13 protein-coding genes and 6 pseudogenes are annotated in these 20,284 nt (G+C 56.6%); 11 read left to right on the top strand and 8 right to left on the bottom strand.

Annotated elements, in window-relative coordinates:
• Positions 1 to 48: 48 nt before the first annotated feature.
• The 3 genes and pseudogenes from ligD to ACIQJ2_RS00275 form a co-directional block, all read right to left on the bottom strand.
• Complete coding sequence (ligD, locus tag ACIQJ2_RS00285; protein WP_400666717.1) at positions 49 to 2,712, bottom strand: DNA ligase D; 2,664 nt, start codon at positions 2,710 to 2,712, stop codon at positions 49 to 51.
• A 484-nt stretch (positions 2,713 to 3,196) separates the two neighbouring features.
• Positions 3,197 to 3,399: pseudogene (locus ACIQJ2_RS00280) on the bottom strand (SOS response-associated peptidase family protein); the annotation flags it as partial.
• Between the two features lie 490 nt (positions 3,400 to 3,889).
• Positions 3,890 to 4,664, bottom strand: a pseudogene (locus ACIQJ2_RS00275) (SOS response-associated peptidase family protein).
• Between the two features lie 282 nt (positions 4,665 to 4,946).
• Between ACIQJ2_RS00275 and ACIQJ2_RS00270 the strand changes: the two are divergent.
• From ACIQJ2_RS00270 to ACIQJ2_RS00250, 5 genes and pseudogenes are all read left to right on the top strand, one after another.
• Positions 4,947 to 5,345 (top strand): annotated as a pseudogene (locus ACIQJ2_RS00270) (ImuA family protein); the annotation flags it as partial.
• A 103-nt stretch (positions 5,346 to 5,448) separates the two neighbouring features.
• Positions 5,449 to 5,970, top strand: a complete 522-nt coding sequence (locus ACIQJ2_RS00265) for an NUDIX hydrolase (protein WP_400666718.1) — start codon at positions 5,449 to 5,451, stop codon at positions 5,968 to 5,970.
• Between the two features lie 399 nt (positions 5,971 to 6,369).
• A complete protein-coding gene (locus ACIQJ2_RS00260; RefSeq protein WP_400666720.1) occupies positions 6,370 to 6,930 on the top strand; it encodes a tyrosine-type recombinase/integrase in 561 nt (186 codons plus the stop codon).
• Entirely contained in the window at positions 6,920 to 7,168 is a 249-nt protein-coding gene (locus tag ACIQJ2_RS00255) for a site-specific integrase (RefSeq protein ID WP_400666722.1), read from the top strand. Before ACIQJ2_RS00260 ends, ACIQJ2_RS00255 begins: the two co-directional genes overlap by 11 nt.
• 43 nt (positions 7,169 to 7,211) lie before the next feature.
• Positions 7,212 to 7,913 carry a tyrosine-type recombinase/integrase gene (locus ACIQJ2_RS00250; RefSeq protein ID WP_400666724.1) on the top strand — a complete coding sequence of 234 codons (702 nt, stop codon included), beginning with the start codon at positions 7,212 to 7,214 and terminating at the stop codon, positions 7,911 to 7,913.
• 99 nt (positions 7,914 to 8,012) lie between these two features.
• Here ACIQJ2_RS00250 and ACIQJ2_RS00245 read toward each other — a convergent pair.
• Positions 8,013 to 8,351, bottom strand: a pseudogene (locus tag ACIQJ2_RS00245) (IS21 family transposase); the annotation flags it as partial.
• A 758-nt stretch (positions 8,352 to 9,109) separates the two neighbouring features.
• Here ACIQJ2_RS00245 and ACIQJ2_RS00240 point away from each other — a divergent pair.
• Entirely contained in the window at positions 9,110 to 9,406 is a 297-nt protein-coding gene (locus tag ACIQJ2_RS00240) for a PRC-barrel domain containing protein (protein ID WP_400666725.1), read from the top strand.
• 642 nt (positions 9,407 to 10,048) lie between these two features.
• Here ACIQJ2_RS00240 and catE read toward each other — a convergent pair.
• Together catE and ACIQJ2_RS00230 are read right to left on the bottom strand one after the other, a co-directional pair.
• Positions 10,049 to 12,196 (bottom strand): catalase C, encoded by a 2,148-nt coding sequence (gene catE / locus ACIQJ2_RS00235; protein WP_400666727.1) that lies wholly within the window; start codon positions 12,194 to 12,196, stop codon positions 10,049 to 10,051.
• Positions 12,197 to 12,285: 89 nt separating this feature from the next.
• Positions 12,286 to 12,792, bottom strand: a pseudogene (locus tag ACIQJ2_RS00230) (ferritin-like domain-containing protein).
• Positions 12,793 to 13,516: 724 nt separating this feature from the next.
• On the opposite strand from ACIQJ2_RS00230, the gene ACIQJ2_RS00225 reads away from it, so the two are divergent.
• The gene (locus tag ACIQJ2_RS00225) at positions 13,517 to 13,936 is read left to right on the top strand and encodes a low affinity iron permease family protein (RefSeq protein WP_400666728.1); all 420 of its coding nucleotides are present in this window, start codon (positions 13,517 to 13,519) and stop codon (positions 13,934 to 13,936) included.
• A 214-nt stretch (positions 13,937 to 14,150) separates the two neighbouring features.
• Complete coding sequence (locus tag ACIQJ2_RS00220) at positions 14,151 to 14,834, top strand: hypothetical protein (RefSeq protein WP_400666730.1); 684 nt, start codon at positions 14,151 to 14,153, stop codon at positions 14,832 to 14,834.
• A 1,674-nt stretch (positions 14,835 to 16,508) separates the two neighbouring features.
• Here the strand turns inward: ACIQJ2_RS00220 and ACIQJ2_RS00215 are convergent.
• Positions 16,509 to 16,832, bottom strand: coding sequence for a hypothetical protein (locus ACIQJ2_RS00215; RefSeq protein ID WP_400666732.1), 324 nt, complete (start codon positions 16,830 to 16,832; stop codon positions 16,509 to 16,511).
• A 66-nt stretch (positions 16,833 to 16,898) separates the two neighbouring features.
• Between ACIQJ2_RS00215 and ACIQJ2_RS00210 the strand changes: the two are divergent.
• A pseudogene (locus ACIQJ2_RS00210) lies at positions 16,899 to 17,686 on the top strand (IS5 family transposase).
• 408 nt (positions 17,687 to 18,094) lie between these two features.
• On the opposite strand, the gene ACIQJ2_RS00205 reads toward ACIQJ2_RS00210, so the two are convergent.
• Positions 18,095 to 19,018 (bottom strand): nucleotidyltransferase and HEPN domain-containing protein, encoded by a 924-nt coding sequence (locus ACIQJ2_RS00205; RefSeq protein WP_400666734.1) that lies wholly within the window; start codon positions 19,016 to 19,018, stop codon positions 18,095 to 18,097.
• Between the two features lie 273 nt (positions 19,019 to 19,291).
• Here ACIQJ2_RS00205 and ACIQJ2_RS00200 point away from each other — a divergent pair, with 273 nt between their 5' ends.
• Entirely contained in the window at positions 19,292 to 19,864 is a 573-nt protein-coding gene (locus ACIQJ2_RS00200; protein WP_400746489.1) for a hypothetical protein, read from the top strand.
• The gene (locus tag ACIQJ2_RS00195) at positions 19,800 to 19,991 is read left to right on the top strand and encodes a winged helix-turn-helix domain-containing protein (RefSeq protein WP_400666852.1); all 192 of its coding nucleotides are present in this window, start codon (positions 19,800 to 19,802) and stop codon (positions 19,989 to 19,991) included. Before ACIQJ2_RS00200 ends, ACIQJ2_RS00195 begins: the two co-directional genes overlap by 65 nt.
• Positions 19,992 to 20,284: the final 293 nt, after the last annotated feature.

Here is a 20,284-nt window from a genome sequence, read left to right as displayed (position 1 = left end):
AACGCGGAATTGCCAATTCAGGTTCAGTCGTCCTGCGGCCCCGATCACTCAGGCAGCCTGCTTCAGTGCCTTGGCAAGCCGCTTGATCGCCTGGTCGAGCGATCGCTGCCCGTCGCAATAATCCTGCCATGCGCTCGTCTTCGCCAAGAGCGCCGGTACGGTGCGGATCGTAAATCGCTTTGGATCGAGATCCGCCTTCACTTGAGCCCAGGTCAGCGGCATCGACACCGTGGCGCCCGGTCGAGCGCGCGGCGATAGCGGCGCGACCGCCGTCGCCATGCGATCGTTGCGCAGGTAGTCCAAAAAGATGCGGCCGTTGCGCTGGTTCTTGGCCATCTTGATTAGGTAGAGATCCGGATTGTCGCGCGCCATCTGCAGGCAGACGTCGTGCGCGAATCCCTTGGCCTCTGCCCAGGAAAGCCTCCTGCCCTTCGCCACCGCAAGCGGCGTGACGACGTGGAGGCCCTTGCCACCGGTCGTCTTGCAGAAGCTGACGAGGCCGAGTTCCTCTAGCCGGTCGCGCATCTCGCGGGCGGCGTCGACGACCGTGGAGAAAGGGACGTTCGGACCTGGATCGAGATCGAACACCAGACGACCTGGGACTTCAGGCTGCTTCGGTTCGCAATTCCAGGGATGCAGTTCGACGCCACCGATCTGGGCGATGGCGGCTAGGCCCTCGACGCGATCAACCTGCAGGTAGGGCTTCTTGTCGCCGAACACGGTCACTAGTTCGAGCAGGTTCGATGTCCCGGGCATCGCATGACGCTGGAAGAACTGCTCGCCGCCAATACCATCGGGGGTTCGGATGATAGAACACGGCCGGCCCTTGATATGATCGATCAGCCAAGGGCCGACGGCTTCGTAATATTGCGCGAGCTCGACCTTGGTCACAGGCTTGTCGTCGCCAGCATCCGGCCACAGCGACTTCTCCGGACTGGAGATCAACACGCCCATCACATTCGCTTTGCCGCCCTTGCGGAACGATTTGGTTGGCGGCGGTGCTTTTGCGTCTACCTCAGGATCGGGCACATCGGCTTCCACGGGGGAGGCAGGCTTTTCGGCGACGACCTCGTCGGCAGGCTTATCCTCGCGCAAGCCTTTGAAGGCCGCTTGCCGAACCAGGCCATCGGCCGTCCAGCCCGCAAACTGGATCTCCGCGACGAGCTCCGCCTTCAGCCAGACGATGTCAGGATCCCTCTTCGGGGCGCCGAAGCCTGTGAACGGTGACTTGGTGGTTTCCAATTCGCGAAGCTTGGGCAAAATCGTGTCGACCACCTTTGCACCATAGCCAGTTCCGACCCGGCCGACATAGACGAAGTGGCTGCCACGGTTGACGCCGACCAGCAGCGAGCGGAACTTGCCATTCGTTTTGGCATAGGCGCCGATCACCACCTCATGGCCAGCCCGGCATTTGGACTTCGCCCAGCTCTCGGTGCGGCCGGATTGATAGGGCGCGTCGGCTTGCTTCGAAACGATGCCTTCAAGGGAAAGCTTGCAGGCGGACCTGAGGACCGCATCGCCACCGGTCTCGAAATGCTCGACGAACCGCAGGCGTAGATCGTCGCCGGCGTCATCAAGCAGCTTCTGCAGCCGTTCCTTCCGCTCGGTTAGCGAAAGTTCACGGAGGTCCTCGTCGCCCTCGAATAACAGGTCGAAGGCAAAGTAGACCAGGGCGCCGGTTTTTCCTTCTGACTGCGCCGCCTGTAGCGCGGCAAAGTCCGGTGCACCGTGTTCATCAAGAGCGCAGATCTCGCCGTCGATAATGGCATCGGGTAGGTTTGCGGCCGAAGCAGCAATGGCCGGATATTTCGATGTCCAATCCAGACCCTTGCGGGTCTTCAGCGTCACCTCGCCGTTCTCGATCCGCATCTGGATGCGGTAGCCATCGAACTTGATCTCGTGGATCCAGCCGCCCGCCGCGGGCGGACGTTCCAGCGTCTCGCAGAGCTGTGGGGCGATAAAGTCGGGCATTGCGGACTTCGTCGGCTTGACCGCTGCTGGCTTCTTTTTGGTTTTCTTCTCGGCTTCGCGTTCTTCAGCAGCAAGGCCGTGGTTGCTGTCCCAGACCGCATCAGCCTGGCCTTCGCCATTCGCAATCATAAAAGGTTTCGGCTTTTTGCCCTTGCCGGCCGCAATCGCTTCCATCGTCCGGCCGGAGGCAACAGAGGTCGCGTTCTCTTCCAGGACTGCCGCGCCGTTTTCCTCGACCGAGAAATCATCGTGATGCTTGATCAGCAGCCAGTTGGTGCGTTTGCCACCGTCACGGTCATTGCGCATTCGAACCAGCACGAAACTCCCGTGCAGTCGTTTGCCTTCTAGCGTGAACTTGAAATCGCCCTTGGCCAACGCTTCCTCGGCGCTTTTGTTTCCTTCAGGCTCCCAGTAGCCGCGGTCCCAGAGCATCACCGTGCCACCGCCATACTGGCCTTTCGGAATCGTGCCTTCGAAATCGCCGTAGTCGAGCGGGTGATCCTCTACCTCGACTGCGAGCCGCTTGTCATGCGGATCAAGCGATGGTCCCCTGGTCACCGCCCAGGATTTGAACACCCCATCGAGCTCAAGACGAAGATCGTAATGCAATCGCGTCGCGTCATGTTTCTGGATGACGAAGCGGCGGCGGTTCGACGCTTTCAACGCCGCCTTGCCGCTCGGCTCCCGCGTCTTCTGAAAATCGCGCTTTTGCTTGTAGGTCGAGAGTTTGTAGTTGGCCATGGCAGTCCCCGGTACACATCCGCCTTCCGCGCCGAATGACGACGGGGCTGAGGCGCGGGCCGGACAGGTGGGGCGTTCGACTGCCATTTCGTTGGCCGCAAGGAGAAACCGGAAAAATCCTCGCGTTCGTCATCCCTGTCACGTCCGGTTGACACGACACGCGACCTCTCAAATTAGAAGTGTCCAGCGCATATTTTGTTCCCCGTCAATGTCTGCGGCGGTTCACGTCGTCCGCTTGGTTCGCCAGATACCATCCGAGCCGCGCACCAATCGCCACGCCTAGCGCTTACGCGCGGGCCTTTAGGGGTGCGATAGGCGGGGACGTCGAGGGTGATGTTCTCTTTATCCCGATGCCACATCGAGAGCGCCGTCGTTCCAGCGGAGAATTCGACGAGACGCCCCGGTTCTGTCGCGCCGTCGTCATCGACCGCAACGCGCCCATTGAGGAAAGCATGATTATAAGGGAAGAGAAGGCGCATCTGTCGACCTGTTCGACATTGAGAATTCCTGCGGGAAGCGGCCTGATCAGAGACCTCGCTGAGTCAGTTGGATCGAGAGCCAGTCGGCCCAAGCGTCCCATTCGAGGATGGCGATTGGCCGATCGTGATTGGGTACGATGTCCGGAACCGGCGCCATCGTCAGCATAGTGAAGGCCTGCCTCATATCATCCGTCTCGCCCGAGATGCCGCGATATAGGCGGGAAATAGCAACTCCAATAAGGCGGGATCGGAGACTTTCCGGTCTTCAGCAAGTCGACACGCCCTTTGTTTGCACGCAGAGTGGAGAATATGCCGTTGTGTGGAAATCGACGCTGTCTAGCGAAGGTGGCTAAGTAGGATCATTGACGGCGTGGCCAGAGCTGCCAAGGTAATTGTCGCAGAAAGCACGATTTTAAGCGCTTTACCCCTTCGCGTTTTGACGCCACTCCAATCGTTAGCCACCGTTTCGCCTTCCTGCAAGCGGAGAGCATCATTCACGAAGGAAAATAGCATTGAGCTCGTCTGAACGGTGCTGCGCGCCTGCTCCGTATTCGTAGCCTATTCCGCAATCCGAGACCGGGTAGGCGAGCGTGATCTCTACGGCTGGCGTCGGCTTGGGGAGACCGTCGATATAGCCGTGCATGAACTGCTGTTATCTGAACAGGCGTCACTTCATTGAGCCGTTGGCAGGCTGCGCGCTACGGCAACTCGGACGGACAGACCAATTCGCCTTCTTTGCTCAAAATGGTCGAACCATATATCTCACTCGATATGACGATGAGAGCGTTATCCGGCAATGAACGGGCAAGATCCTTCGCCTCCTCCCATGGCGCTGTCATCCAGATATCAGCTTCTTCCTTGGTCAATAGCAGGACCGGCATCGCCTTGTCGTGAATGGGTTTGGCGAGATTGTTCGGATCGGTCGTCAGAAACCCATAGAGATCATCGGTGGTAAGCCCATCCTTGACCTTGCGCACGGATGTCCATTGCGGCACATTGGATCCCGGCAAAGAACATCAGCGGCTTGCCATCGCCGCGCGCGAACCAGGCATTCGGCACATTGCCACCATCCTGCTGGCTTGCCGGATCCGGCTCGGCAAAGCCGGTGATGGGCACGAGACAGCGGTTCTCGACGCCGAACCAGCGCTTCCAATGCGGAAACTTGAGATTGCGCACATTGGTGAGGCCGCGATCCACCTGCTCACGAAGCAGTTCCTCGAAATCAAATTCCTTGCCCTTCGCCCGCAGCTTTTCGACTTTGGCCTGGGCTGCCTTTTCAAGGAGGAACCTCGGGGAGGGAAGGCCCCACCGTGCATGGACGAGCTGCTTCTTGCCATCGGTCGTGTTGCGAAGAATGGGCCCCATCTGATCCGGGTTCATCTGATAGGCCGGCATGAGATTGATCATGCTTTCGGCATCCTGGGCCCACTTGTTCACCCAGTCCTTGTCTTCCATGTGGTACACATTGCACATCGGCAGGCCCGTCTCCATCAAGGGTGCTGATACCGTAACCGATGAGTTCGGAGGATGCTAACTGCAGCTAGCCGGCTCATATGCTCCCGAATTTTTGGATATTCAGGCGAGCGGCACTTGGCGCGCATGTCCATGATTCCCCATGCGAATCCCGTAACCCACTAAAATAGAGGGATTTCAATCCCATTTTTGGTCGCTTGACTCATGGGCCGAAACGAAACAGATAGTGAACATGTGCATTTAGCTGGATCATGTCCAACACGACCTCATAGGCACCCGTGAATGACGACTGCTGCCCGCGACCGGGTGATTTTGGATCTGCGCGACCGCATCGCCTCGCTTGAGGGCGCCGCGACGAAGAAGCGTGGCTGTCTTGCGTTCGGCGTGCCGGAGATCGATGCCGTGCTGCCAGGTGATGGTCTTGCCTATGGCGCCCTGCATGAATTCGCCGGCGGCGGGGCAGGGACTGTCGATGGAGCGGCGGCGGCCCTTGCGTCGCCGGGATTGCAGCAAGGACCAAGGGCCAGATCCTCTGGTGCCTGACGCGGCCGGACCTTTTCTTTCCGGGATTGGCGCAGGCCGGTCTTCATCCCGATCGGGTGGTGTTCGTCGAGGCCGACAAGGAACAGGACGTGCTGGCAAGCATGGAGGAGGGGCTTAGAGGCGGTGGAGCCCAGGCTGCATTCGCCGCTATCGCGCCTTTTGAGGGTATGATTGGCGTGGCATCACGCAAATTCGCAACGATGGTTGAGGCCGCGACAAGAATCTGAAAGACTTGAATACAATGAAGTCGAAAAAAGATGCCGGTAAGTCTGTACCACCAAAGCCAGCGCATTTGCTGCAGCAACTGGCGCGCACGCCGGAACAATTGTTCGCCGAGGCATTCCGTAACCAGTACGGCGCACTTTGTTTTCGTTACATCAATGGCGGTGACGAGCTCGAAATACTCGTAGTCACATCGCGCGACAGCGGACGCTGGATCCTGCCCAAGGGGTGGCCGATGAAGGGCAAGGAACCCTACGAAGCTGCCGAGATCGAGGCCCGGCAGGAGGCTGGAGTTTGCGGAAAGGTGTGGAGGACGCCAATTGGTCGCTATACCTATTTGAAGGATCTCGACGATGGCAAAGTCGTCCCGTGTATGGTGGAAATGTTTCAGCTGGAAGTGAACGAGGTCAAGACCAACTTCAAGGAACGCGGACAGCGCCGGGTGGAGTGGGTTAGTCCCAACGAGGCGGCCCGGCGTGTGCGCGAGATCGAGCTCAAGTCGCTGCTTGTCAATTTCAAGCCCCGCAGAGAGCGCGAGTGAGGCCGACTAAGACATGCAGCCCTTCGACATCAGCTGACAAGGATGTCTGGCGGAAAGCCCTCAGGGCGCGATGGCCAGCGTGAAAGCATATGGTGAGTGAATCGGTCTTGACTGCCGCCACTATGGCGGCCGCCGGGCGTTCCGCCAATAAACCAAGAACCAATAGATTATGCCGATCAGTGCTCAAGCGGTCTCGACTGAGACCATCAGCCTATCGTCCCGGTGGCTTATCGTTGCTTCTGATCTTTTGTGCGTCTAGCTGGCCGTGCTCAAACGACTTGGCGGCGCCGCTTCCTTCGTGATAAGGATTTTCCTCTTTCGGATGCCTTTGTTTGCCGGCGCCGATTGCTGGACGCGACCTCGATCCTGAAGGATGGGCACAGCCCTCAGGTGCCGGCAATGTATCGGACCCTTCTCCTACTGCTTTACGGTAGCGGCATGCGCATCGGCGAGGCGCTTCGCTTGGTCTTGCGCGACGTGAATCTGAGCGAGCAAATCATCACCGTCCGCGACACAAAGTTCTTCAAAACGCGGCTCGTGCCAATCGGACCAAAGCTCAACTGCGAGCTTGCTGCGCATATCGAACGCCGGCGCCTTCTCCCTTTGCCGCGCGGGGAAGAATCTCCGTTGTTCACCACGCGCGATGGCCGGCCGTGGCACTACGTTCGGGTCATTTCCTGGTTCCAGCACGTTCGTCGCGCCGCCGGAATCAATTGCCCGATCGGCGAGCTTCGGCCGCCACGACTGCACGATATTCGTCACACCGCAGCTGTGCACCGGGTGGTCGCCTGGTATCGTTCCGGTCAAGACATGCAGCGGTTGCTGCCGCAACTCGCAACCTACCTTGGCCATATCGATATACGTTCAACGCAGCGCTATTTGCACATGACGCCCGATCTTCTAGAGGCGGCCAGCCAGCGCTTTGCGCAATATGCAATGGGGGCCGACCATGAAGGATGAGAACCTCCTTGGTCCGTGGATCCGTCGGTTCCTGTTGGAGCATTTGGTCGCCGAACGCAATCTTTCCCGTAACACCCAAGCCAGCTACCGCGACACGCTTAAACTGCTGTTGCCGTTTGCAAGCAAGCAAGGAGGTTGCGCCATTGATCGTATGACAGTGGAAGAGCTGACGCCGGCAGTCGTCCGCAAATTCCTGGACCATCTAGAACGATCGCCGATGCAGCGAAGCAACCCGTAACCAACGGCTCGCGACCATTCATTCATTGGCGCGCTACATTGGCATGCGTTCGCCGGTACACTTGGCTTGGTGTTCCGACGTAAGGGCAATACCGTTCAAGAAGACGGCAAAAGCCTCGATCGGCTACCTCGAAAAGGCCGAGATGGATGCGCTTCTCGGGCAACCCGACAGACGTACGAACCTTGGAGTGCGCGACCACACCCTGTTGTTATTCTTGTACAACAGCGGTGCACGCGCCGATGAGGCTGCCAGGTTGACGATCGGCAGTCTTCAGCTGGGCACGTCTCCGTCAGTGCGGCTTCATGGCAAGGGAAACAAGATCCGGATCTGCCCATTGTGGCCGGCGACCGCGGTATCGCTGGCTCGCCTCGTCACCGATCGGGATCGGAGCGATGCAGTCTTCCTGGGGCGGAGGAAGGATCCTTTGACACGATTCGGAATACACCGCATCGTCACGCAATATGCCGCCGCGGCGAGCAAAATGATGCCGGCCCTGGCCACAAAGCGCGTCAGCCCCCATACGATTAGGCACACGACAGCAGTCCACCTCCTGCGCGCGGGCGTCGACATCAACACAATCCGCGCCTGGTTGGGCCACGTGTCGTTGGATACAACCAACATTTACGCCGAGGTGGACCTGGAGATGAAGGCAAAAGCATTGGCCAAAGTTGATATCAGCGGCCTGAAGGAGCCCCCAAAGCAACAAACCCCGCCGTCACTAATGGCATTCCTGAAAGCATTGTAGTCACCACCATCCCGTTCTTCTTATGTGGCGCTAGGGCCAAGGAAACATCCATGATCCTTGGCCCATCCCCCGCAGTCGCAACATAAATCCGACCGCAACATAACGGCTGTAGCGATATCCATCAGGGTGGAGGCCGATATATTCGTCCCAAAGGATCTGCAGCGTGACATGCTTGCGCTTCAGCTCCCGATGAACATGGGCCCAATCCGCCTCAGCGCTGCGGCGGTGTCCCGTCTTCGTCCCTGCGGCCTTGTACAGCGCCGCTTCCAGCACCGCATCGCTCACATCGTCGCCCAACGGCCAGGACAAGCCTGCGATCTCAACACGGCGCAGTGTCTCACGCACCGTCGAGGGAGCCGCACCGACGCGCAGCGCAATCGACTTGTGACCAAGCCCATCTTCAAATCTGTATCTCAGGATCTGGCGGACACGCCGCATCTTTAGTCTCTCCGCTGGCATCGCGTTCCTTCCTCTCAGCGCAAGTGAAAGGTCGAACGTCTCACCAACAGAACACCCCGACAAACACCCCAATCAGGGGGCGACATCATCTCGGAATAAGGGGGCGGCTAATTCTCGGAATTGGAGGGCGGCATCATTTCGGAATCAGGGGTCGACTTGCCTCGGAATTTGCATTCTGGTTGTGACCGTCACTTCGACAGCGGAGACCTACAATGCCAAGCAAGGATACAGGCGATCCTCTGTTGGCGACCGAAACGCGAGGGGAGTGTGTGGACGCATCTATTGTGGTTCCTGATTATGGCGCTCGTTCTGGGCGGCCCTGAAGCATGCGGCCGACACATTGCGCATCCCTGATCCGAAGGTCCGACGCCTGTAGAAATTTCCTCCGCCAGATTGACGCATGGAGGAAAGACAATGTGCCCTTAGTATTCCCTCGGCATTCACAGGACTGAAATAATTACCTGGCAATAAAACGCGCCTCGTCCCAACTGAATCTGGATGAAAATATGAATTAGTTGGCAGTCGAATGAGTTTAATATTGCGCTAAGGAGCACGTACCACATTTCCAGAGCAGCGGCCAGCGCAACCGAACGAGGCGACATACAGCTTAGTCAACATTAATCCCGATGCCTCCTTCGAGCAGAAGTTTGGCAACAAGTTTGTAACGACTCGCTAAATCCCGGAACAACTTGGCTAGCTTCGGGTTTCCTCTATTCAGGCAACAAGGAGGATCACTGATGGATCATACGAATCATGTTCGTCTCACTACGGTGGAACTGACGCCTGCGGTACTTGAAGGGGCGACCATCTACGGCGTGAACGATCAAAAGGTCGGCACGCTCGATCACATCCACGGCTCAGGTCCGGGAGCCGTTGCCGTCATCGACGTAGGCGGTTTCCTCGGAATCGGCGCAAAGCCCGTCGCTGTTGCGTTGACCGACTTGGAGTTCATGCGTGATGATGACGGCGATATCCATGCCGTGACAACCTGGACAAAGGAAAGGCTCAAGGATATGCCTGAGCACAAAGATTAGTCATTGCCGGCCCGCGAAAATATAAGCCCAGCCGCCGCGCTGGGCTTTTTATAAATTTGCGACGCATAAAGCTCGGCAGTGCGTTGGCTGTACAGGAGCTTTTTTGGAAAGTGACTGGTCCAAACGAACGCTTCAACTGGAACTTTCGGCCCTTCCACCTAATTTCCTTGCCGGCGGGCTTGGCCTGACGACCGCGACTGCCAACGACCAGTCCGCTAGTTCCGCGACATCATTCGATACATTGATCTGATACCAATTGTCTTAAGCGGGTGCCATCTCGACAGCGTTGCCGCTGGGCAGGACATTGAACGGGTCGTCGTTCGTCTGACGGGTTCGAGTTTGGTTATCTGTCAGCCCGAAGGCTTGTTGCACTGCTGAAGTTGCATTTCAACGCCAAAAATCTCTAGGAGGAGCCGCGCGGCTTTCATGGGACATGGCCGCGTTTGATCGCTGTTATTATCGTCGCTTTTGTCCATTCCCGTTAACGGGGGATTCTTTATATTTCCTCGCATCACTGATGTACCATGGCAGTGACGTTTTTCATGTTTCCATATCACCGTGCGATATAGGTTTGAACGGAGACTTTCCTCTATGATCTAGTTGCAGCCGCGGCGCGGCATTCCTGCTGCGCCGCTATCGCGGTTACTTGATCGACGGCGATGCCTTTCCGGATTTAATGGACGGCTCTCTTCCCCAGACACGCAGCTTGCCAAGCTCGGCGATGAAGGCGGCAGGACCCTTATCGCCCGGAAGCGCCAGGACACCCTCGTCGAGCGTCTCTGCTATGCCTACCTTTTGCAAGAGCGGCATGGCCGACTGGTCGAATCCGATGAACTTGCAATGCCGGAAGGCCTCGGCAACAAAATCACGCGCCGCTGCTTCGTTAACGAGGTCGATTATCGCGTCAGAGGACGTCAAAAGCGCCACCGCATCGAACAGGACCGATGGTCCGCCGTCGATCATGTGATGCGCGTGGATCCAGCTTCCATCGGATGCCTTCACGCCGCCGACCTTCGGCGCGATCAGTTCGAAGACAGCCTTCTCTGCCTTGATGGCGGCAGTCAAGCCCTTCAATAGTTTTACGTCGACGCCATCGGTGATCAGAATGCCAAGCTTGCGACCTTCGAAACGCTTCGGGCCGCGTTCCACGATGCTGAGCGCCGGCGAGGGCTCCAGGTCCTGACGGGTAGGCATCGCAGCGTCTGCCGGCCTGGGCATCGATCGAAATCCGAGCTTCTGCCCGACTGTATTCGCCAGTGTCTCATCGATATTGAGGAGATGAGACACCATGCGTTCTCGGATCACGGGCGTTTCGACCTTGCTCAACTCGAACGTCAGGGCGGATGCGATATGGCGTTGTTCCTGTGGTGTCTGGCTGATGAAGAATTGCCGGGCCTGGCTATAATGATCGGCAAAGCTTTCGGGACGTAGGCGGGCCTTCGCTCCCTGCTCTTCCGCCGGGAAGTGACGATAGCCTCGCGTAGGCGATTCCCGCGGTCCTTCCCCGGAGGAGTTCGGCTCATAGTTCACCCGGCCGGACGGATTGCGCATCGCCATGTGACCGTCTTGCTGAAAATGCGCAAAGGGACACTTCGGCGCGTTGATCGGCAGGTGGGTGAAGTTCGGGCCGCCGAGGCGTTTCAACTGAGTGTCGAGGTAGGAGAAGTTACGGCCCTGGAGCAGCGGATCATTGCTGAAATCGATGCCCGGCGGCACGTTCTGGGTCATGAAGGCGACCTGTTCGGTTTCTGCAAAGAAATTGTCGGGCATCCGATCGAGCACCAGGCGGCCGATCGGTTGCGGCGGCAGGATCTCTTCCGGAATGATCTTGGTCGGATCGAGCACGTCGAAATCGAAATTGTCGGCGAATTTCTGATCGAAGAGCTGGACCTGCAACTCCCATTCGGGGAAATTGCCCGACTGGATCGCGTGCCACAAATCGCGGCGGTGGAAATCGGGGTCGGCGCCGTTGATTCTAACTGCTTCATTCCAGGCCACCGACTGAAGACCGAGCTTCGGCTTCCAGTGGAACTTGACGAAGGTGGATTCCCCTTTGGCGTTCACGAACCGGAAGGTGTGAACGCCAAAACCTTCCATGAAACGCAAGGATCGAGGGATGGTTCGGTCCGACATGATCCACATGATCATGTTCATGCTTTCGGGCGTCAGGCTGATAAAGTCCCAGAAGTTGTCATGCGCCGTCTGGGCTTGTGGGAACGCCCGATCCGGCTCCTGCTTGGCGGCATGGATCAGATCCGGAAATTTGATGGCATCCTGGATGAAGAAGACCGGGATATTGTTGCCAACCAGATCCCAATTTCCCTCTTGAGTGTAGAGCTTGACGGCAAAGCCGCGAACGTCGCGCGCCAGGTCTGCGGAACCTTTGTTGCCGGCGACCGTGGAGAAGCGGACGAAAGCCGGGGTCTTCTGACCCCGGCGTTGGAAGAGATCGGCTTTGGTATAGGCGGCCAGGGACTCATAAGTCTCAAAATAGCCGTGAGCGCCATAACCGCGGGCATGGACAACCCGTTCCGGGATGCGTTCGTGATCGAAATGGAAGATCTTTTCCCGAAAATGGAAATCGTCCACGACGAGAGGCCCTCGAGGGCCAACACGGAGGGAGTTCTGATCGTCAGCGACTGGTCCACCCTGGGCCGTCGTCAGAACGGGAGCCTTGCCTTCTGCAATTTGATGAAGCTCTCCGCCGGCGCCGCGCTGAAGCTTCTGGTCGTGGATGGTCACGATGTCGGGTTTCGGGGTAGGGGACGCTGTCGTTATTTTCTTGGCCATGTGGGCCTCCTGTATGTTCCAAATCCGAAGGGCATCAGCAAAACAAAAGGCCGCCTCGAAAGGGCGGCCTGATGAGTGTCGGTGACTGGTTAGCTGGCTTTTTTCATCGAGCCTTTGGCATTCGCCGAGGACTGGCCCAGTGCCGTCAACTTCTTGTCGGTTGCGATCTCCTCTTGGAGCGTGGCGTCCAGCAGGGGGATTGCTTCCGTAAGCCCAAGCTGCTTTGCCCAAGACTTCAGCGTGCCATACCGAGCAATCTCATAATGCTCGACGGCCTGCGCGGAAGAGATAAGGCCAGCGTCAAGCGCTGCAGTTTACTTGTAATCTTCCATGATCTCTTCGCCTTCAGCCAGAATACCCTGGATCGCCTCACAGGTCTTGCCGCGAGCCGGCTTTCCAATTAATTCGAACACCTGTTCGAGGCGTTCGATCTGACCTTGGGTTTCGTCGCGATGCTTGAGGAAACCTGCTTTGCCTTCTTCCGATTGCGCAGCACGCGCCATCTTGGGCAAAGCTTTTAGAATTTGCTTTTCAGCGAAGTAAATATCCTTGAGCGTATCAAGGAAAAGGTCATGCAGTGTCTTTTCGGTAGCCATCGTCAGATCCAATCAAATTTTCGAGGGGTAATGTTTTGCCAAACCTCCAGCGGCTTCTAAAGTTCCAAATTCATCACGAGAGACAGTGCGTTTTGCATTAGGCGGCTTGGGCTCCGTAACAGAAAGTTTCGCCGCCATGCGAAGTTCTGCTCTCGCCGGATGTGCGACAATGTGGCCAGCCTCGCGATCATACTGGCCAAGGATGGTGCATTTCGCGCTGTTGACGGGTTGAAGAGACGGGCGCCAGTCGCTTTCTTGCCGCCTTTGCGCGTGTGAAGACCTTGCGGCTCATCAAGCCGACGGCTGGCGCTAGAGGACGTGTGTCGCCTGATGGCGATGCCAGGATCCCTGCACTGCCGGAAGAAGTGAACAACTAGTGCGATTTTGCATCCGCGAATTTACATGATCGGCGGATCAAAAAGAGGGACGCAGCGTTTCACCGTGGTGTGACGGAGGAAGTCATGGACGAAAAAAAGAAAGTCCGCGAGCGTCGATCGATTTCGAATAGTGAACGACAGGAGGCTCTCGAGAATACGCCTGAATCGGCGCGCAAGACGATAGAAGACGAGCGACGGAAGCGCAACGAAAAAACAGAACGCCTCAAGCAAGCGAGGCTGGCTAGGGCGCCGAAGGATAGGAACGAAAAGTAACCTGGCAGTCAGTGTTGCACGGAACATTGGCGTTCCCAGTCGCGTTTCACCACTTGTGACAATAAGAGGTCAATATGCGCGACTCCACATCAAAATTTTTCTCCAAATTCGCCAACAATATTGCAGATCTGTCGGGCAAGCCGGCGACGTTTGCGATGGCAGTTGTCCTCGTGCTAATCTGGGCGGTGTCCGGACCGTTCTTCAGCTATTCCGAGACTTGGCAGCTTGTCATAAACACCTCCACGACAATCGTCACTTTCCTGATGGTATTCGTTCTTCAGAATAGCCAAAATCGCGACGGCAAGGCACTCCAGGCTAAACTTGACGAGTTGATTCTGAGCTCGCGCGCGCACAACAAGTTTGTTGGCATCGAGAAGCTCGACGAGCAGCAACTCAGAGATATGAGCAAAACGCTTGCCAGCAAAGCGGAGTGCGTGGAAGAGGTTGCAGATGAGAAGGCAGATCGGAATGACACGGTCCACGCACCGGGCTGAGGATTGTCAACCTTGAACTCCCGCTATTTATGGCCGATCGTATTGTCTCGCATCCGCGCCTCGGCTGATACATGAATTACCGGCTCTAAGAATGTTGCAGTGGTGGGCTAGGGGCAGCATCACTCAAAAGCGTCGTGAGGGGTCATTCGCTCACCAGGTTAAGTAGAAACGCTGGGCGAGCCAGGGCGCTCATGAATTCCCGAGGAAAAGCGTGATGACCGGGTTTTGTTACCCCGGCGGTGCGGCGCGGACGGTCCGATCGACCTGGGATGGCAAAGGAATTGCGCGCACCGGTCGCGGCATTAGCTATGACGACCGTGCACCCATTATCTTAGACTTCTGTCAGCACTCAACAGCTTGGCCGCACCTTAAGCCAACAGGAAGTAAACAGTTGATTTTTGCAATGGACGGACGACCGGGCTCCGTCGACCTGCCGCGCTCTCAATTCCGGAAAGCGAAAATGCAATATATGCCGCCCTGCCAAGAAAATTCCCAATTTGAAAAGCTTCAGCATAAAAAGAGGGCCCGTTTTTATAACGGGCCGAAAGAAGAAGGCGTGCTGTCGGGGAGCTTGTCCCACGCCCTAAACGGGTGCGCTATTGAAAGGTTCCAGATTGAACGGAAGAATATGATCACGGCAAAGCGGTTACCTTTGCTATTGCACCCATCCAAGTTTGAGCAAAAGAACTGCACCGGCGATGACGATTGGAATTGGCAGCGTCACCACGCAGATGATCAGGCCAATGAGGTCACTCGGATATCTCAAACTTATCATCCTTGCTCGCTTAGAACACTGGAAGACCATCCCGCTGGACGCACGCAAGGCCGCTTCGTAGCTCCGCTTGCCGCAGGGACTCAGAAGCCGTCGGCAGGCAGTTACAGTAGCGGCGGCAAATAGCGGCGCTACGTGACTCTTCTTTCGATCATAGTCTTGGTATCACCGTGAACATTCCTTCAGCCCCCAGTCTCCAATGGTGTGCTGCATCGCATTCACTCCAAAACCGGGCTCATCTCTCCGTGGATGCCGAGCGCAGCTTGCGCGAATATTTGACAAGCCGCGTCAATACGGTCCGCTTTCTGCTATACGGTATTAAATCGACATCGCTTACAAGCCTCGCGCCGCCGTCTCGCTCATCCGACCAGGAGCGCGTACCAAATTGACTTTGTGACATAAATAGGAGGGAGTTCAATTGGGAGGGCGCGGGAACCGTAGGGATGACATACTTCCCGATGGTCGCCTAGCTGCTCACGTTCGAATTAACCGCAAATATGAGCAGCATATTTCCCTACTCCCATACGGTACAAGCCAAATCATCGTTACGATCGCGCTTGCGCTGGTTATCATCCTGACTGCTATTATCTTATGGGTCCCGGAAGCACGGTCTCCGCTCCCTTTGCGTCTTCATGCCGTACGGAATGCTTCCCAAGCTTTTGCCGCTCGTCGCGATGATCGAAATCAATCCTTCCTCTCACGGCCGTTCGCTCCGTCGTTTCGCCAATATGCTCGCCGGCCATATCACAATCAGGGTATTTGCTGGGGCTCGTCGCCTCACTCGGATCCCCGGCGCGCGCGGCGTAGGCGCTGTCCTTCAACCAAATGCTCTCGCCATGGGGCTATAGGCGATCAGCAAGGATTCTTTTAGCGTCATCTTTTGCCATCGGCTCATAAATTCGCTTGATGTGCAGGCGTATGTTTCATTTTGCCCATCTTTTCGCTGATGCTCCCAAGTTGTTTCCCTTATTGACGTAGCCAGGTGATCTGGCAATCGGACCAAACGGTTACCGTCAATCGGCGCATGAATAAGTTTCCACTAATATTATTTAAAATATGAAGTCTCGAGCAAAGTGCAGGTTTGCTTCGAGCTCGTCGCTGTTCAGGCAGATATTGAGAGGCACGATTGCGAGGGCAACATGTAGCGGCTACAACGCCTTGCAAAAGGCAGCTTAACCCATGAGAACCTGGAGACGCTTAAACGCGTATTTGACCGCGTGGTGGGAGAGCTTCGATCCGATTTCGACGAACGTCGCCGCGATCGCTTGGTTGTGCGTTTGATTTGGTTGTTTCGATGCGGATTGGTCGATGCCGCTCATTTGGAGAGGATTGCGACGCTTTGGGAAATGACCGACGACCACTTCGCCAAATCGAAGATAGGTGATCTGAGGCCCTGAACTTCCTGCGAATTTTGGTAGAGTCGTTCGTGCCATAAACGGTTCACCACGAATTTGGACCAGCGTGGGCTAAAATTTCCAAGACTCGGTCGGTCGAGTGCCCGAAGAGCCCTCGTGATGCCGGTCACCTTGCGTGGTCACCTCAGTGGAGAAGGTCGTCGTTGGATGGACAAGCGAGGCGGAGAGAAGGTTGACAACAGCAATGCCGCACAGCGCGGAGATGGGATGACCTTTTCGAGGCTTATGAAAAGGCTGGTCTTGCACTTGAAAAAAAAGACCGGCCAGCATCTCTTCGGGATGCATCTGAATGGTGAACGAAGAATTGTGGAAGACCCCAGAGGCCGCCGGAATCGATAAATGCCCTTGGCGTCTTTCTAGGCTGTGAACCCATACATGGCGCTGGTTAGGCGTTCCTGATTTCGGCGGCGACATTGTCGAATGGATCGAAATATTGACGTTCGAGTTCGTCAGATTTCAGCGAGAAAGCGGCAGTGGCCCGAGGAAGCCCGAGTTCCCGTGCGGCGGACTTCCCATCAATCAAGAACGTCGGATGAAGGTCCGTGGCGGTTGTCAGATCGCCAGCGTTACGCATTCCATAGTCCGCAGCCCATAGGCAGTAGATCAGTCGCGCGCGAGGGGTAAGAGACGAATAGCCTTTGGCGGCCTTCTGCTCGATGATCTGGTCCCCCTCGTCCAGCAACCATGTTTCATGATCATCATCCAACATCGCTCACTCCTCCGCGCAGGCTACACCTATCTTTCGTTCGCGTCGGAAAGGTAATTCAGGGCTTGCATGAGCCGATATGACCTGACCGACTTTGAGTGGTGCGTGATTGAACCTTTGAGTGGTGCGTGATTGAACCATTGTTACCCAACAAACCGCGAGGCGTGCCGCGCGTTGAAGATCGCCGCGTGCTGAACGACATCTTCTGGGTGCTGCGCTCCGGCGCACCATGGCGCAACCTACCGGGCGGTATGGACCTCGCACCACCTGTTACAACCGCTTCGTGCGATGGCGGAAGGCAGGCGTGTGGGATCGGATGATGGATGCCATCACCGCTGCCCACGACGGTGACATACAGATGATCGACAGCACTTTCGTTCACGCTCACCAGCAGGCCGCGACGGCAAAAAGGGGGATCGAGATCATTCTCACGGTCGCTCCCGAGGCGGGCTCACGACCAAAATCCACGCGGTTGTCGACGGGCTGGCCTTCCGATCCGGCTGACCCTGACCGCCGGGCAAAGCCACGATGGGCAAACCGCTGATGAACTGCTCGATCACGTAGACGTTGGAACAATCGTGCTGGCGAACAAGGCCTGCGATGCCGATCGCATTAGGACATCTCTCCGCGAGAAGGGTGCGTTCGCCAATATCCCGCCCAAGGCCAACCGCAGGTCGAAACCCTACTTCAGCACTTGGCTGTACCGCGAACACAACCTCATCTTGCGCTTCTTCTCGAAGCTGAAGCACTTCCGCCGCGTCGCCACCCGTTACGACAAACTGGCCGCGAACTTCCTCGCTATGGTCCAACTCGCTTCAATGCGCCTGTGGCTCCGCGTTTATGAGTCTACGACCTAGTTACGCATCCGATGGAAAATGCGTGACCAGAATTGATAGACTTTCTCGTCACCTTCGCACCAGGCTTCAAAAGCGCACCATGCCGCTGCAGTTGGCGCGTTGTCGCGATAAAGCGCGATCATGTCATGGACTTTCTGATGATGGTTGCGATCATCTTGCGACGTGGTGTCAGAGCGGCCGGGTGCTGCGCGTTTCGTTGAATGTCGGGACAAGCAAAGATCTCCTGCGTCCGGCGCAGGGAGTTGATGTTGAAGCCGGACGTTGGAAGCTCATGTGAGAGCTGCGAGGGCCGATCTGGCGGCGATCTATCGTCCTGGGCGTTTTGCTTGTGACAACGATATTATGGCGGAAGAGGATGAGCGGAAGAAGTTCGACAAGGTTTTAACTGTGCAGCTATGTTCGTTTCTGTCAGCGGTGACGGGCTTCCTCCAATTCTGCCTTGAGCGCTTCAAGGCGTTTCTGGCAGGCCGCTTGCACACGATCGATCAAAACCGTGGTGCGGCTTAAAAGCCATGCGAGCGCCTCGCGGCTTATCTCATAGTGTTTTGAATAGCGCGCCTTGACATAGGCTTCGTTGAGAATGTTGAACCAGGCGACAAAGCGCTGCGGATCGCGCGGCCAAACGTCTGCAAGCTGCTGCACCTGACTTTCCGCCAGGCTGCGCAGATGCTTGAGATTGTGAGAGGCTGGGCTGTAGTTGGTCAGGACGAGCAGCAGAGTGGCATAAGCCTGTTCGATCGATTGATGCAGCAGGAACGCCGCTTCTTTGAAGTTTGCCTCGCGAATGCAAAAGTCAGCGGTTTTGGCAAACACTCGCGCGTGAGGCAGTCGATCTTCGAAATACTCCGTTGCGAATTTGTAGGCGTCCGCGGGGCGCAGGAGAATGGGATTGGCCAGCGGCTTGTCATCGAGCTCGTACAGCACAATGCCGTCACGGCGGAGGTCGACAAAGAGATATCGACCTTGTTTGAGGAGGGTGTTGACCTCGCGCAGCGAATGCACGATGAAATTCACCGGCGTCTTGATGTCCTCGAGATGCAGGAAGCGATCTGCGGCCTTCTGCCAGTACTCGGAGAAATCGGCAAGCTTTCGATTGTTGACGATAATCAGCAGATCGAAATCCGAGCGGTACCCTTTCTTTGTGTGCGGCTCGTCGACCCAGCCCCCGCGTGCATAGGATCCGAACAGGATGATTTTGAGGATGCGACCGCGCTTCTTGAAATCGGCTGAGGCGCCCTTCAGTGCGTCTTCAAACTCTTCATGCAAGACCTCAAGGACGCGAGCGAGCTCTCGTTGCTTGAGGGGTGGCAAGTGGTCGATGCTGGACTTCATGAACAACGGCGGCTCTTTCACGGACATGGGACAGACATAAAGGAGCTTTCGCTTCGAATCCACAGGGTGGGCGAAAACCGGCAGGAAGGCAATATGAATGTTGCATCAAAAATCGGAGAATTACACTAGACTTTTATGCGGATAATGCGAATATCGGGCGCTTTTGTATGAAATCCCAACCAAAATTGCGAAATTCGGCGGCCTCGCCGTAGTTTTTGATGCAACATGATCCGGATCGTCGATCTGGCAGCTAACAGGAGAGGGGGCTGTCATATGAATCCCGAGGTTTTTTTCTGGTCGCAAAATCCCGACTTCTATCTGGTGTTTAGCCACATTCTCGCGGTGGAGGGATTGAGTTCTGTACTCCTGGACGAGCAGGAGGTGGGAAAACTTGCAGGACGCACCTCCGTTCTAGCAATCGTACTCGATACCGAAAACAACGCCGAACATGCATTGCGCCTGTGCAGTCTGATCAAAGCTGATAGGGCGACGGCGCATATCCCATTGCTCGCGCTCGTTCCCGGCGGTGACGAGCGGTACTATCTGGACCTGCTTCAAGGCGGGTGTCACCGAAAGCTTTGTTCGTCCCATCTCGCCGGCAAGGATACTGACCTATTTGCAATCCCTTATGGTGGGGCCACCTTCAGCAACAGGAGGGCTTCGCCGCGACAGCAGCGCATTCGCGGTTTGGGAGCTCAGTATCGAGGCAAGCAAAAGGCTGGTCAGACACGGCTCGGACGAGATTCAGCTCGGTCCTATCGAGTTCAAGCTTCTGTGCCGCTTGCTTCAGGCGCCCGGCCGCGTCTTTACACGGCCGGAACTCATCGAGGCGGCGTGGCCTCCTAACTATTATGTCCAGCCAAGGACGGTCGACGTCCATATCGGCAGCTTGCGACGCATGCTCGAACAAATGACCGGCCGCAATATCATCCGCACAATCCGGTCCACCGGGTACGCCGCCGAATTCGGCTAAATCTCCTCAACTGAACGCAGATCAACTTCTCCAGATAATTGCGGCTGTTTGTCCGACAGACATGTTGGCATGCCGTGTTGGCTTGGACAGCCGACCGTGGTCATGGCAGCCCGACCGGATTAAACCTGTCGCCATTGGGTGAAACCTAGTGTGCCGACACACGCCTGGTCGGCAATGAAAATACGGGGCATTCGAGTCTCCGTAAACTGGACCAGTCGCCCCTCCGGTCGTGATGGTCGATCGCTATCGCGATCCTGAGCTTCGACGCATTTCCGTATACCTTTTACGCCGTT

Origin of the sequence: Rhizobium sp. NPDC092011 (assembly GCF_044756305.1) — a bacterium.
Lineage (GTDB): Bacteria > Pseudomonadota > Alphaproteobacteria > Rhizobiales > Rhizobiaceae > Rhizobium.
Note: the sequence above shows the minus strand (reverse complement) of the source record. Positions and strands in the feature narration are given on the sequence as shown.

Bases quoted from the DNA above. Each gene is read 5' to 3' on its own strand.
- ligD (WP_400666717.1), bottom strand. From the start codon at position 2,712: ATGGCCAACTACAAACTCTCGACCTACAAGCAAAAGCGCGATTTTCAG.
- ACIQJ2_RS00265 (WP_400666718.1), top strand. From the start codon at position 5,449: ATGAAGTCGAAAAAAGATGCCGGTAAGTCTGTACCACCAAAGCCAGCG.
- ACIQJ2_RS00260 (WP_400666720.1), top strand. From the start codon at position 6,370: ATGTATCGGACCCTTCTCCTACTGCTTTACGGTAGCGGCATGCGCATC.
- ACIQJ2_RS00255 (WP_400666722.1), top strand. From the start codon at position 6,920: ATGAAGGATGAGAACCTCCTTGGTCCGTGGATCCGTCGGTTCCTGTTG.
- ACIQJ2_RS00250 (WP_400666724.1), top strand. From the start codon at position 7,212: ATGCGTTCGCCGGTACACTTGGCTTGGTGTTCCGACGTAAGGGCAATA.
- ACIQJ2_RS00240 (WP_400666725.1), top strand. From the start codon at position 9,110: ATGGATCATACGAATCATGTTCGTCTCACTACGGTGGAACTGACGCCT.
- catE (WP_400666727.1), bottom strand. From the start codon at position 12,196: ATGGCCAAGAAAATAACGACAGCGTCCCCTACCCCGAAACCCGACATC.
- ACIQJ2_RS00225 (WP_400666728.1), top strand. From the start codon at position 13,517: ATGCGCGACTCCACATCAAAATTTTTCTCCAAATTCGCCAACAATATT.
- ACIQJ2_RS00220 (WP_400666730.1), top strand. From the start codon at position 14,151: ATGACCGGGTTTTGTTACCCCGGCGGTGCGGCGCGGACGGTCCGATCG.
- ACIQJ2_RS00215 (WP_400666732.1), bottom strand. From the start codon at position 16,832: ATGTTGGATGATGATCATGAAACATGGTTGCTGGACGAGGGGGACCAG.
- ACIQJ2_RS00205 (WP_400666734.1), bottom strand. From the start codon at position 19,018: ATGAAGTCCAGCATCGACCACTTGCCACCCCTCAAGCAACGAGAGCTC.
- ACIQJ2_RS00200 (WP_400746489.1), top strand. From the start codon at position 19,292: ATGAATCCCGAGGTTTTTTTCTGGTCGCAAAATCCCGACTTCTATCTG.